This window comes from Gordonia sesuvii (assembly GCF_036350415.1).
Lineage (GTDB): Bacteria > Actinomycetota > Actinomycetes > Mycobacteriales > Mycobacteriaceae > Gordonia > Gordonia sesuvii.
On record NZ_JAZDUF010000003.1, the window covers coordinates 64,365 to 76,102 of the forward strand.

12 protein-coding genes are annotated in these 11,738 nt (G+C 67.7%); 8 read left to right on the forward strand and 4 right to left on the reverse strand.

Going from position 1 to position 11,738, the window contains the following annotated elements; genetic code table 11:
• The first annotated feature begins 6 nt into the window (after window positions 1-6).
• The 4 genes from VZC37_RS11215 (at window position 7) to VZC37_RS11230 (ending at window position 4,660) form a co-directional block, all read left to right on the forward strand.
• Window positions 7-507, forward strand: coding sequence for a PH domain-containing protein (locus VZC37_RS11215; RefSeq protein WP_330432585.1), 501 nt, complete (start codon window positions 7-9; stop codon window positions 505-507).
• Entirely contained in the window at window positions 494-2,017 is a 1,524-nt protein-coding gene (locus VZC37_RS11220) for a PH domain-containing protein (protein WP_330432586.1), read from the forward strand. The genes VZC37_RS11215 and VZC37_RS11220 overlap by 14 nt, the downstream gene beginning before the upstream one ends.
• A 162-nt stretch (window positions 2,018-2,179) precedes the next feature.
• On the forward strand, window positions 2,180-3,994 hold the full coding sequence (locus VZC37_RS11225; RefSeq protein ID WP_330432587.1) for a hydroxysqualene dehydroxylase: 1,815 nt from the start codon (window positions 2,180-2,182) through the stop codon (window positions 3,992-3,994).
• Between the two features lie 45 nt (window positions 3,995-4,039).
• Window positions 4,040-4,660 carry a TetR/AcrR family transcriptional regulator gene (locus VZC37_RS11230; RefSeq protein ID WP_330432588.1) on the forward strand — a complete coding sequence of 207 codons (621 nt, stop codon included), beginning with the start codon at window positions 4,040-4,042 and terminating at the stop codon, window positions 4,658-4,660.
• Between the two features lie 7 nt (window positions 4,661-4,667).
• On the opposite strand, the gene VZC37_RS11235 is transcribed toward VZC37_RS11230, so the two are convergent.
• Window positions 4,668-5,273, reverse strand: a complete 606-nt coding sequence (locus VZC37_RS11235; protein ID WP_330432589.1) for a L,D-transpeptidase — start codon at window positions 5,271-5,273, stop codon at window positions 4,668-4,670.
• Between the two features lie 157 nt (window positions 5,274-5,430).
• Between VZC37_RS11235 and ykgO the strand changes: the two genes are divergently transcribed.
• The 3 genes from ykgO (at window position 5,431) to VZC37_RS11250 (ending at window position 8,142) form a co-directional block, all read left to right on the forward strand.
• Window positions 5,431-5,553 carry a type B 50S ribosomal protein L36 gene (gene ykgO / locus VZC37_RS11240; RefSeq protein WP_330432590.1) on the forward strand — a complete coding sequence of 41 codons (123 nt, stop codon included), beginning with the start codon at window positions 5,431-5,433 and terminating at the stop codon, window positions 5,551-5,553.
• 108 nt (window positions 5,554-5,661) lie between these two features.
• Window positions 5,662-5,943: a DUF1490 family protein gene (locus VZC37_RS11245; RefSeq protein WP_330432591.1), complete on the forward strand. Its 282-nt coding sequence runs from the start codon at window positions 5,662-5,664 to the stop codon at window positions 5,941-5,943.
• A 9-nt stretch (window positions 5,944-5,952) separates the two neighbouring features.
• The gene (locus VZC37_RS11250) at window positions 5,953-8,142 is read left to right on the forward strand and encodes a heavy metal translocating P-type ATPase (protein WP_330433124.1); all 2,190 of its coding nucleotides are present in this window, start codon (window positions 5,953-5,955) and stop codon (window positions 8,140-8,142) included.
• Between the two features lie 195 nt (window positions 8,143-8,337).
• Here VZC37_RS11250 and VZC37_RS11255 read toward each other — a convergent pair whose 3' ends face one another.
• Together VZC37_RS11255 and VZC37_RS11260 are read right to left on the reverse strand one after the other, a co-directional pair.
• Window positions 8,338-9,033, reverse strand: coding sequence for a cation efflux transmembrane domain-containing protein (locus tag VZC37_RS11255; RefSeq protein WP_330432592.1), 696 nt, complete (start codon window positions 9,031-9,033; stop codon window positions 8,338-8,340).
• Window positions 9,033-9,365 (reverse strand): ArsR/SmtB family transcription factor, encoded by a 333-nt coding sequence (locus tag VZC37_RS11260; RefSeq protein ID WP_330432593.1) that lies wholly within the window; start codon window positions 9,363-9,365, stop codon window positions 9,033-9,035. Before VZC37_RS11260 ends, VZC37_RS11255 begins: the two co-directional genes overlap by 1 nt.
• 162 nt (window positions 9,366-9,527) lie before the next feature.
• Here VZC37_RS11260 and VZC37_RS11265 point away from each other — a divergent pair, with 162 nt between their 5' ends.
• Window positions 9,528-10,496 (forward strand): LysR family transcriptional regulator, encoded by a 969-nt coding sequence (locus VZC37_RS11265; RefSeq protein ID WP_330432594.1) that lies wholly within the window; start codon window positions 9,528-9,530, stop codon window positions 10,494-10,496.
• 12 nt (window positions 10,497-10,508) lie between these two features.
• On the opposite strand, the gene VZC37_RS11270 is transcribed toward VZC37_RS11265, so the two are convergent.
• Window positions 10,509-11,738, reverse strand: coding sequence for a vWA domain-containing protein (locus VZC37_RS11270; RefSeq protein ID WP_330432595.1), 1,230 nt, complete (start codon window positions 11,736-11,738; stop codon window positions 10,509-10,511).

The window sequence follows — 11,738 nt, forward strand, 5'->3', positions numbered from 1 at the left end:
GGTGCCATGGCATCCACACCTGCGCTGCTGCGCGAACCCGCCCATCAGGTCGACCCACGCGCCGTCACCATGTGGCGGCTGACGCCCTTGCTCGCCGGGCTGCCGATCCTCGCCGCGTCCGTGGTGGTCGCAGCGCTCATCCCGTCGCCGCAGCGGTGGATCGCATTGGGCGCCGCGATTCTCACGGTCATGCTCACCGCGTTCTACGTGCTCGTCGTACCGGCCTGGCGGTACCGCTTCCACCGCTGGGAGATCAGCGACGACGCGGTGTACACGCAGGCGGGCTGGTTCGTTCGCAGCCGCGTGATCATCCCGATCGCCCGCATCCAGGTGGTCGACACGGCCGCCGGCCCGATCGAACAGCTCCTCAACCTCGCCACGCTCACCGTCACCACGGCATCGTCGGCGGGCACGATCCGGATCGTCGGCCTCGACGCCGATGTGGCGCGCCGGACAGCCGCCGACCTCACCGAACGCACCCAGGCCCACGACGATGACGCGACCTGACCAGGCCACCGACCGGCCCGACGCCCCCGAGCAGTGGCACCGGCTCTCGCCGTGGATGATCGCGGTCAAACCCATCGAGCAGCTGCCCCAGCTCATCCCGTTGCTGATCGCGATCGTCTTCGCCGGTCGCGGTGCGCCCGACCTGGCCATCATCATCGGCATCGTGGTGGTCGCGCTGGTCAGCGTGGTGCCGTGGCTGGTCACCCGCTACCAGGTCACCGACGAGCACGTACGGGTGCGATCGGGGGTGCTCACCCGGAAAGTCGCGACCGCGCGCCGCGACCGCATCCGCAGTGTCGACCTGACCGCGTCACCGGCCCACCGCATCGTCGGGCTCACGAAGGTACGGATCGGCACCGGCGGCGACAAGGAGTCGTCGGTGGTGGAACTCAACGCCATCCCCACGGCCGAGGCGAACGTCCTGCACGGGAACCTGATGGCCACCGCGGCCCGCATCACCGCGCGTGACGCCGAACCGGAGGGTGCCCCCGTCGAGACGACGCCGCCGCAGGAACTGGCCCGACTGCAGCGGTCGTGGCTGCGGTACTCCCCGTTCTCGCTGACCGGATTCGCCGCGGCCGCGGCGATCGGCGGTCTCGCTGCCCAGGTCGCCAACGAAGCAGACCTCTACGAGCGCAGCGCCTCGGTGGTCTCTGACGTCGGCGACCGCTTGCAGGGCGTACCGGTCGCCGCGCTCGTCGTGGCGACCGTGGTGGCAGTTCTCGCGATCGGCGCTGTCCTGTCCGTCGGCGGATACCTGTTCTCCTACTGGAACTTCACCCTCACCCGCAATCTCGACGACGGGACCCTGCGGATCCGCCGTGGTCTCCTCACGACGAACGCGACCAGCCTCGACGAGAACCGCATCCGCGGTGTGCACACCCACGAGCCGGTGCTGATGAGGCCGTTGCGCGGCGCCCGTCTGTACGCGATCGCCACCGGGCACGACAAGCATCCGCTGCTGTTGCCGCCGGCCCCGGCCGCAGAAGTCGTCCGGGTGGGCCGACTCGTCGCCCACCCGACCGACTTCGGGGTGGGCGACGAGCTGACCATGCCGTTGCGGCGTCACGGTCCCGGCGCGTTGTCGCGGCGGATAACGCGCGGCCTGTGGGCAGGCGTCGTCGTCGCCGCGGTGGCGGCGGTCCTGGTGGCCGGCCCGTTGACCTGGCCATGGCTGGTGCTCGGCATCCTGATCGCAGCCATCTCCACCATGCTGGGCGTGGTCCGGTACCACCACCTCGGCGTCGGACTGACGGACCGGTCCGTGGTGATCAGTCCACCGCGGATCGCCCGCCACCGATATGTGGTGGACCGTGCGGGGACCGTCGGCTGGGCATCGCGCGCATCGTTCTTTCAACGTCGTCGGGGCGTGGAGACCCTGTCCCTGGCGACCGCGGCCGGTTCCGAGTCGTACGCGATGGTGGACCTCGAACCCGCGGCGTCCACCGGGGTGATGAGTGCCGTCTCCCCCGACCTGGTCGCGCCGTTCCTGGAGCGCACCCCCGACTAGATTTCGACGGGGACTGCGCTCAGCGGGTCCCGAATCCCCAGCGAATGGGTCGGTCGACCAAGTTTTTCGAGACGATTTCGCGAATCAGTCCCAGACCCCTGCGCAACAGTGGTACACATCACATCAGTCAGAGCTGACTGGTTTGTGAAGGGACGGGGAACCATGGACGAGAACCAGAGCGCTTTCTCCCGACGATCTGCGTTGAAGGGCGCAGGTGCCGCGGCGGTGCTCGCCGGGACCGCGGTGACGATGCCGAATGTGTCGGCGCCATCGGCGCGGGCCGTACCGCCGCCACCGGGTCGAGCACGAGGACGGGAGGTCGCCATCTTCGGCGGCGGGATGTCCGGACTGGCGGCCGCCCAGGAGCTCATCGAGCGCGGATTCCGGGTCACCGTGTACGAGCCTTCCTACCTCGGCGGCAAGGCGTTCAGTCACGACGTTCCCGGCACCGCGCGCGGCGGACGGCTGGCGTTGCCCGGCGAACACGGTTTCCGGTTCTTTCCCGGGTGCTACCAACATGTTCCGGACACGATGGAGCGGATCCCGGTCGCCGGCGGCGGCAACGTCCGCGACCGGCACCTGATCAATGTCGAAACCGCCGTCATCGCCTTCGACGACGCCGGATACGCCCCGACGACGGCCCCGACATCGCTGATCGGTTTCGCCGACCATGCGCCGGCGATCATGTCCCTCGACAATCTCCGCAACGCACTGACCACCGGGTTGCGGTTCATCGTCGACGTCCCGCCACATGAACTCGCCTACTTCGTCACCCGTGAACTGATCATCGCGACGAGTTGCGAGGAACGACGACTCGGCCAGTGGGAGAAGCAGTCGTGGATGCAGTTCGTCAAGGCCAACGGCAAATCGCCTGCCTACCAACGCTATCTGGTCGGCGCCTTGACGCGCGCACTCGTCGCGGCCAAGTCGCACACCGCATCGGCGCGGACGATCGGCCAGATCGGACTCGCCCTGGCCACCTCGGCCACCGGCCTCATCGGCCAGTACGGCACGGATCTGGTGAGCGGCGGCGTCGACCGAATCCTCAACGCGCCCACCAGCCATGCGTGGATCAATCCGTGGGTGCGGTACCTGCGCGGCCGCGGCGTGCAGTTCGTGATGAACGAGGCGGTGGCCGACTTCTCCGTCTCCGGTGGCCGGATCTCCGGTGCCCGACTCGCCTCGGGTGCCACGGTGACCGCCGACTGGTACATCGCGTCGATGCCGATCGACCGGCTCAAGCCGCTCCTCACACCGTCGCTGGTGAACGCCGACCCCTCACTGGCCGGCATCCGTCGCCTGCAGGACGACTGGATGGTCGGCATCCAGTACTTCCTGTCCCGGCGAACCGACCTGCCGCCCAGCCACATCGCCGCTCTGGGCACGCCGTGGGCGTTGACCGGGCTCTTCCAGGCGCGGCCGTGGAACGTCGACTTCGCCAAGACCTACGGCGACGGCCGCGTCCGGGACTGTCTGTCGATCGACATATCCGAGTGGGAGAAGCCGGGCATCCTGTACGGCAAACCCGCCAAACGCTGCACCAAGCGCGAGATCGCCGCCGAGGTGTGGGCACAGATGAAGCGGGCGATGAACTCCGGCGGCAAACCCGTCCTTCGGGACGAGGAGATGGTCACGTGGTCGCTCGACCCGGGCATCACGTGGTCGCCGCAGATCGAGAACGCAACACCCTTGATGGTCAACACCGCTGGCTCGTATCAGCATCGCCCCCAGGCGTATACGAAGATCCCGAACTTCTTCATCGGTGGCGACCACGTCCGCACCAACATCGACCTCGCCACCATGGAGGGCGCCAACGAAGCGGGCCGCCGTGCCGCCAACGCGATTCTCGCCGCCGCGGACAGCCCCGCCGCAGCAGCGCCGGTGTTCCCGTTGTGGGAACTGCCGATGCTCGATCCGATCAAAGCCGAGGACCGCAATCGCTATCGCGCCGGCCTGCCACACTTCCTCGACTTCTGACCGGCGCACGGTGGCCCCGGCCGGTCGGGACAGTAGGATCGCCGGGTGAAGCCAACGTCGCAGGAGTCGTCGCGTGACGTCGCGGCCACGCAGGATCGCGGTGACCGCACGCGTACCCGCATCCTCGACGCCGCGATCCGGGTCCTCGTCGACCGCGGCTACGCGCAGGCGAGCACCCTGGCGATCCAGGCCGAGGCGGGGGTCAGTCGAGGGCGCCTCCTGCACCACTACCCGTCGCGCGACAAGCTGTTCATGGCAGCCGTCGATCATCTCGCCCGCACCCGTATCGCGGAGATGCCTTCCCAGGTCGAGTGGCCCGCCGATCCGGCCGAACGGATCGGCCCCGCCATCGACCTCGGCTGGACGACCTTCCATCAGCCCTACTTCGTCGCGTCGATGGAGCTGTGGATCGCCGCACGAACCAACGAACAGCTGCGCGGCGCCCTGGTACCGACCGAGCGACGACTCGGGCCCACTGTCCGGAGTGCCGTCGCCGGCTTCCTCGGGACCGAGTTGACCTCGCGCCCACGGTATCCCGAGCTGTACCCGCTCCTGCTCTCGAGCATGCGCGGCGTGGCCACCACCTACCTCATCGACCGTCGCGATCCCACCACGGATCCGCACCTGGACCTGTGGAAGGCGATGACCCGCACATACCTGCTCTGAACTGCGGTCAGGGCAGAATCGTCACCGTCGTTCCGACGTCCACCCAGCGATAGAGTTCGTCCATCGCCGGCCTCGGGACGTGGATACACCCTCGTGAGCCCTGGGTCTGATACCGCGCCGTGTCCCCGTAGGCGAACTTCTGCCACGACGAATCGTGGAAGCCGTAGTCGCCGAAGAACGGCAGCCAATAGTTCACGAACACCCGGTAGTCGGAGCCACTCAGATGACGATCCGTTTCCCGGCTGTTGATGTGCCAGGTGCCCAGCGGCGTGCCGTCGCCCAAGCCCACGCGCCCGGTGGTCACCGGTGAGTAGCCGACCGGGGTGTCGTACTCGCACAGCGCGAGGCTCTGCTCACCGAGACTCACCTTGACCAGGCGCGGGTCGGCGTTGCCGTCGCAGTCGACCACGGTGGCCATGGGGATCGACCCGACCGAGCTGGTCTCGCCCGGGTCCGACTCCTGATCGTCGGCTCGGGTCTGCCCCGCCGTGCCCGCTAACTGCGACAGGACGAGAACGGTGACCACGACCGCAGCGAGCACCAGGACCAGCGTCCAGGCATTGTCCTTGGCGCCGATCAAGGTTCGGGATCGAATCGTGTTGGCCCAGTTCATAGTCGATGTGTCAGTCGGCAGTTCGCGACCTGCCTGCCTCCGCGAGGCGCAAGCGACGTCCGGTCGCCCCCCCACGCTACCGCTTGATGGCGTCGATTCCCGACTCGCACTCCGGTCATGGTCTAATGACAATTGTTTCCATTTATGAGGTAGTCGAATGAAGGTGCGCTCGTCGATCCGATCGCTGAAGAACCAGCCCGGCTCGCAGGTCGTCAAACGCAAGGGGCGGATCTACGTCATCAACAAATCGAATCCACGTTTCAAGGCTCGTCAGGGCTGAGGCCTCGGGCGAGGTCGTCCGAGTTCCGGAGCCGGAACGCCGCGGCCGGAGTAGCGTTGTCGCCAGTCGTGCCGAGCTCGTCATCGATCTTTGTTCAGGAGGACACCAGTGCCCATTCACGGATTGTTGGCCAAGGCTGGATCCACGGTCGTCACCGGTCTGGTCGGAGCCGCCGCCTACGATGCCGCACGCACCGTGATACGGAAGGCCCCACTGCGCGAAGGTGCGATCATCGCGACGACCTGGGGTATTCGTGGGACCCGCAGGGCCGAGGAGGTCGCCGAGTCGGTGCGCCTGAACACCTCCGACATCGTCGCCGAGGCCAAAGGACGGCTCGGTGAGGAGTCCACACCACCCGGCGCGGCAGTCGCCCACGACCACGAACACTGACCGGTGAGCGTGACGACACCCGCCGGACTCGACGACTCGGATTCCCCTGCCGGACACATCGTCACACGCTCGGATGCGGCCGGCCGGCTGCGCGTGACCGTCCCGTGGCTGCGCACTCCAAACCGGCGTTCGGCAGACCTGCGAGCGGTGGCCGTCGAGGAGAGCGTTGCCCGCGTCAGCGGCGTGCGTGCCGTCCACGCCTACCCCCGGACGGCCTCGGTCGTCATCTGGTTTCGCGAGGGCACCGACCGTACCGCGGTCGTCCACGCACTCGAGGCCGCGACTCTCGCCGACCCCGACAACCTTCCCGACCGCGCCCCGCACTCGGCGGAGATCACCAACAGCGACCTGCTGCGTATGGGCATCGGCGCGGGCGCACTCGTCCTGCTCGGCGTGCGCCGTTACGTGTTCCGGCACCCACCCCTGCTCGGGCCTGCCGCCCGCACCGCGGCCACCGGAATCACCATCTTCTCCGGCTATCCGTTCCTGAGGGGTGCGCTGCGTTCCCTGCGCGGTGGACGTGCGGGCACCGACGCGCTGGTGTCGGCGGCGACCATCGCCAGTCTGCTGCTCCGCGAGAACGTGGTGGCGCTGACGGTGTTGTGGCTGCTGAACATCGGCGAGTTCCTCCAGGACCTGACGCTGCGGCGGACGCGCCGTGCCATCTCGGACCTGCTGCGCGGCACCCAGGACACGGCATGGGTCCGCATGGACGACGGCACCGAGGTGCAGGCACCGATCGATGCGCTGCACGTCGGCGACCACGTCGTCGTGCACGAACAGGTCGCGGTGGCGGTCGACGGCGAGATCGTCGACGGTGAGGCGGTGGTCGATCAATCGGCACTGACCGGCGAGAACCTGCCGGTGTCGAAACGTGTCGGCGACCGGGTACAGGCCGGTTCGGTGGTGATGACCGGTCGGATCGTGGTCGCCGCGGACGCCGTCGGCGCCGACACCTCGATCGGTCGCATCATCACCCGCGTCGAAGAGGCACAACGCGACCGCGCGCCGATCCAGACCGTCGGAGAGAACTTCTCGCGCCGTTTCGTGCCCGCGTCGTTTGCGCTGTCCGCGCTGACGCTGCTGGTCACCCGGGACCTGCGCCGGGCGATGACGATGCTGTTGATCGCCTGCCCGTGCGCGGTCGGCCTGTCCACGCCGACGGCCATCAGCGGCGCGATCGGCAACGGCGCCCGCCGCGGCATCCTGATCAAAGGCGGTTCACACCTCGAGGAATCCAGCCGCATCTCCGCCGTCGTCTTCGACAAGACCGGCACCCTCACCGTCGGACGCCCGATCGTCACCAACGTGGTGTCCTTCTCCGACGAGTGGCAGCCCGAGCAGATCCTGGCCCACGCAGCGAGTTCAGAGATCCACTCCCGACACCCCCTTGCCGAGGCGGTGATCCGGTCCACCGAGGAACGCCACATCGAGATCCCCACGCACGCCGAGTGTGAAGTGATCGTCGGACTCGGAATGCGAACGCGGGCCGATGACGGACGGGTGCTGCTGTTGGGCAGTCCCTCGCTGCTGGAGAACCACGGCGTGACGATCGCCCAGGATGCATTCGACTGGGTGGACAAACTGCGCAGGAACAGCGAGACACCGCTCTTGCTCGCAGTGGACGGGGACCTTGTCGGCCTGATCAGCCTCTCCGACGAGTTGCGGCCCGAAGCGAGAACAGTTCTCGACGCCCTCCGCGCCGACGGAGTCACGGAGATCGCCATGCTCACCGGCGACCACCCGGTGACCGCCGCGACCATCGCCGAAGCGCTCGGCATCGATCGCTGGGCTGCGGAGGTCACCCCGGACGACAAGCTCGCCGTGGTCCGCGAACTGCAGGCGCTCGGCCACGTCGTGGCGGTGGTCGGCGACGGCGTCAACGATGCGCCCGCACTCGCCGCCGCCGACATCGGTATCGCCATGGGCCTCGCGGGCACCGACGTCGCCGTGGAAACCGCGGACATCGCGCTGGCCGGCGACGACCTCCGCAAACTGCTCGACATCAGGGACCTCGGCGGCCACACCGTCGAGGTGATCCGCCAGAACTACGGCATGTCGATAGCGGTCAACTCGATCGGCCTGGTCATCGGCGCCGGCGGCGCACTGTCGCCCGTCCTCGCCGCGATCCTGCACAACGCGTCGTCGGTTGCCGTGGTGCTCAACAGTTCTCGACTGATCCGCTACCGGGTCTCGTAGCGGTGGGCTATCAGCGTCTGCCGCGTCCTGTGTGTTGATCAACTATCGCATGACATCAGGTCGTTCGGATTCTTGGCGTTCCGTCAACGGAAGTCGTCGCACAATCGACCGAAAACAGCGCCCAGTCAATGAGATTCGGTACCCACTCGAGCGAAATCGGCGCCCACTCGACCGGAAGTGGCGCCCACTCGACGGCTAGGAGCAGCAGTCACAGTCGCGGCCCGTGACGTCGCGGCCGATGGCCGGCGCACAGCATGCATCACCCTTCCAGGCGTTGACGCCCTCGCGGAGCGCGATCCCGGCGATCACCAACGCCGCAATCGGGTCGGCCCAGGACCACCCGAGCAGACTGTTGAGCAGCAAACCGATCAGCAACACTGCGGACAGATAGGTGCACAGCAGAGTCTGCTTGGAGTCGGCAACCGCCGTGCGTGATCCGAGTTCCCGACCGGTTCGGCGTTCGGCCCACGACAACACCGGCATGAAGACGACACTCGCCGCAGCCAATGCGATCCCGATCGACGAGTGCTCGGCCTCTCCACCGAAGCCGAGGAGGGCGAGAATCGAATCGACTCCGACGTACAACGCCAGCGCGAAGAACGAGAACGCGATGATCCTCAGAGTGATCTTCTCGCGATGCTCTGGGTCCCTACCGGCGAACTGCCAGGCAACGGCGGCCGCGGACGACACCTCGATGACCGAATCGAGGCCGAAGCCGATGAGCGCGCCCGACGACACCCGCGCTCCCTCGGAAAGCGCAATCACCGCCTCAATGACGTTATAGGTGATCGTGATCGCGACGAACCATCGAATCCGACGCTGCAACAACTGCCGACGGTCGGCGCTGATAGTCGGGCTGCCGACCGAGGGCATTCTCAATTCGGACGCCATCAGCAACAATCCTCGTCATCGGCGTTGTCACAGCAGGCGGGGTCCACCGCCAGCACCAGCCCGAGCAAGTCGTCGAGCGCGTGCGCGATTCGCTGGTCGGCCAGTTCGTACCGGGTGCGGCGCCCCTCCGGTACCGCGACCACCAGACCGCAACCACGCAGACAGCTCAAATGATTCGAGAGCGACTGCCGCGTGACGCCGATCGAATCGGCCAGTTCAGACGGGTAGGCCGAACCGCTCCGCAGGCGCAGCAACACCTGCGTACGGGTCGCATCCGACAGAGCGTGGCCGAACCTCGTCAACGCATCCCGGGTGGCGACGACTGTTCCCATACATCGAACAGTACATCCAATTATGGATTCAGAAAATCGTGTACTCCGTGCCGACGACTGCGTCGGGAACTCTCATCGCAGAGGTTGCGTAATTTCCCGGGACACGATCCCGAGGTCGAAATCTCAAAGATCGCCGCCGCAGCCTCAAATACCATGGGCTCCATGACCTCGGCCCAGTTGCGCGCCTTCGTCGCGGTTGTGCGGACCGGGTCGGTCAAGCAGGCGGCCGCCGAGCTCGGCCTGACCGAGCAGGCGGTGTCCATGCACGTCGCCCAGCTCCGCAAGAGTCTGGGCGATCAGCTCTTTCGCCGGACGCACTCGGGGCTGGCCTTCACGCCGGGCGGATTGCGACTCGCAGCACGTGCGGTGGAAATACTCGGGTTGCAGGATCAAACGATCAGCGAGGTCGAGGCCGCCGCGGGTGGTCGGCGCACGATCCGGCTGGCGGCGTCGAGCCTGTTCGCCGAACACGCCGCCGGCGGTCTGATCGACCTGTTCACCAAGCGTGCGAAGGACCTCGAGGTCGAGTTGACGGTCCAACCACCAGACCGGTTCGCCTCCCTGCTCGCCGCCCGAGCGGTCGATGTCGCCATCGGCCCGACCCCACTCGAGTCGGAGATGGCACCGCACGGTCCCGCACTGGCCGTCAAGGAGTTCCTGAGCTACGACGTGGAGGTCATGGCCGCGCCGTCCCACCCGCTCGCCGACCGGCGCGTGAGCCCGGAGGAACTCGCCCGCACACCCTGGAATCTCGGCCCATCCGCAGCCGGCAGCCGAGGCGCGATACCGGAGATGCTGTCCCGCCTCGGGGTCGCCGAAGACTGCCAGCGCATCTTCCAGAGCGATGCGGCCGCATGGGAGGAGACCCAACGCGGCACCGGCCTCACATTGGCCCTGACGTTCGCGGTGAACTCCGACCTACGTAGCGAACGGCTCACCCGGGTGACCGGAACCGGGGTGCATCGCCGCGAGACCTGGAGCGCGATGACCCTCGCGCACGATCCCACGAGCACGGCGGGCGAGCTCATGCGGTTCGTCGCGACTCCCAAGGCGATGCAGGCGATGCTGCGCGGATCGGGCGTTCCGGTGAAGAACTTTCGGCCGGCCGTCTATGTCACGCTGTGGAACTGAGGCGATTCGCGATCATCTCCGGCGTAGCTCGGTGATGGCGGTGACCACGCCCGCCAGATCGTGGACGGTGGCGGCGGGCACCATCCGATCGCAGTACGGCAGGGCGGCGGCCATCCCGCCCACCAGGGGTTCGTATCCCTCCTCGCCGGCCCGCGGGTTGAGCCAGAGCACCGCGAACGCGCGCCGCGCGATGCGCGACATCGCCTTGTCCATCCGCGCCGGATCATCGGAATCCCAGCCGTCGGAGGCGATCACGCAGACAGATCCGCGCAAGGTCTGGGCATGACGCGAGGCAACCAGCGCATCGAGGCTGGCCGCGATCCTGGTGCCGCCGAACCGGTCCACCACCTTCGCCCCGGCTTCCTCGATCGCGTCGTCGACCGACGACCTGGCCAGGATCGGCGTCATCCGGGTCAGTCCGGTGCCGAATACGAAGGTCTCCCCGCGTCCACGGCGCGACAGGGCTCGCATGACGTGCAGATACGCGCGCGTGTAGGCCTGCACGGATTGCGACACGTCGCAGATCATCACGACGCGTCGGTCACGGGGCGTCGGTCCCTTGTAGACCACATCGGCGACCTCCCAACCGGTGTGGCGCGAGCGCGCCAGAGTCCGGCGCAGATCGATGCGCCGACCGTCGGCGAGCGGTCGCTCACGACGGCCCCGGCGCCGCGGCCAAGCGGCGATCGCGCTGTCCAGCCAGGCCTCGACCTGGCGGAGTTGATCGGGGTCCAGCCGATCGAACGGCAGTCGGGAGATCGACTCGATCGAGCTCGGCCTCGGGATCCAGACCGGCGCGCCGGCCTCGTCGTCGACGGAATCGCCGTCGGCCGACATCCGGGGCAAGGTCGCCCACGGCAGTTCCTCCGACTCCGCCTCCTCCGAGTCTGCCGCGGCACCGCCCCGGGCGCCGGTCGCCGCATGCTCGAGACCTCCGCGTGGAGCAGACGCCGAGCCGCGCATCGCGACCGGATCGAGAGAGAACACCGCATCGTCGAACACCGCCGCGAACACCGCGTCGAAAGTTCGGAGATCGGATCGTCTGCACACCAGCGTGATTCGCGCGCACCAGTACAGCGTTCGCCGGTCGGACACCCGGCCGCGAGGCAACTCGTCGAGAGCGCGGCAGAACACTGCCGCATCGGAATGACCGACGGGGACACCTGCGGTGCGGAGTCGGTCGGTGAATCCGGCGGCGAACGCGGCGCGATCCACCCGGGCCAGAACCGGTGCGCCGGTCAT

Coding starts and splice junctions, on each gene's coding strand:
- VZC37_RS11215 (WP_330432585.1), top strand. CDS start 7: ATGGCATCCACACCTGCGCTGCTGCGCGAACCCGCCCATCAGGTCGAC.
- VZC37_RS11220 (WP_330432586.1), top strand. CDS start 494: ATGACGCGACCTGACCAGGCCACCGACCGGCCCGACGCCCCCGAGCAG.
- VZC37_RS11225 (WP_330432587.1), top strand. CDS start 2,180: ATGGACGAGAACCAGAGCGCTTTCTCCCGACGATCTGCGTTGAAGGGC.
- VZC37_RS11235 (WP_330432589.1), bottom strand. CDS start 5,273: ATGAACTGGGCCAACACGATTCGATCCCGAACCTTGATCGGCGCCAAG.
- ykgO (WP_330432590.1), top strand. CDS start 5,431: ATGAAGGTGCGCTCGTCGATCCGATCGCTGAAGAACCAGCCCGGCTCG.
- VZC37_RS11255 (WP_330432592.1), bottom strand. CDS start 9,033: ATGGCGTCCGAATTGAGAATGCCCTCGGTCGGCAGCCCGACTATCAGC.
- VZC37_RS11260 (WP_330432593.1), bottom strand. CDS start 9,365: ATGGGAACAGTCGTCGCCACCCGGGATGCGTTGACGAGGTTCGGCCAC.
- VZC37_RS11265 (WP_330432594.1), top strand. CDS start 9,528: ATGACCTCGGCCCAGTTGCGCGCCTTCGTCGCGGTTGTGCGGACCGGG.
- VZC37_RS11270 (WP_330432595.1), bottom strand. CDS start 11,738: ATGACCGGCGCACCGGTTCTGGCCCGGGTGGATCGCGCCGCGTTCGCC.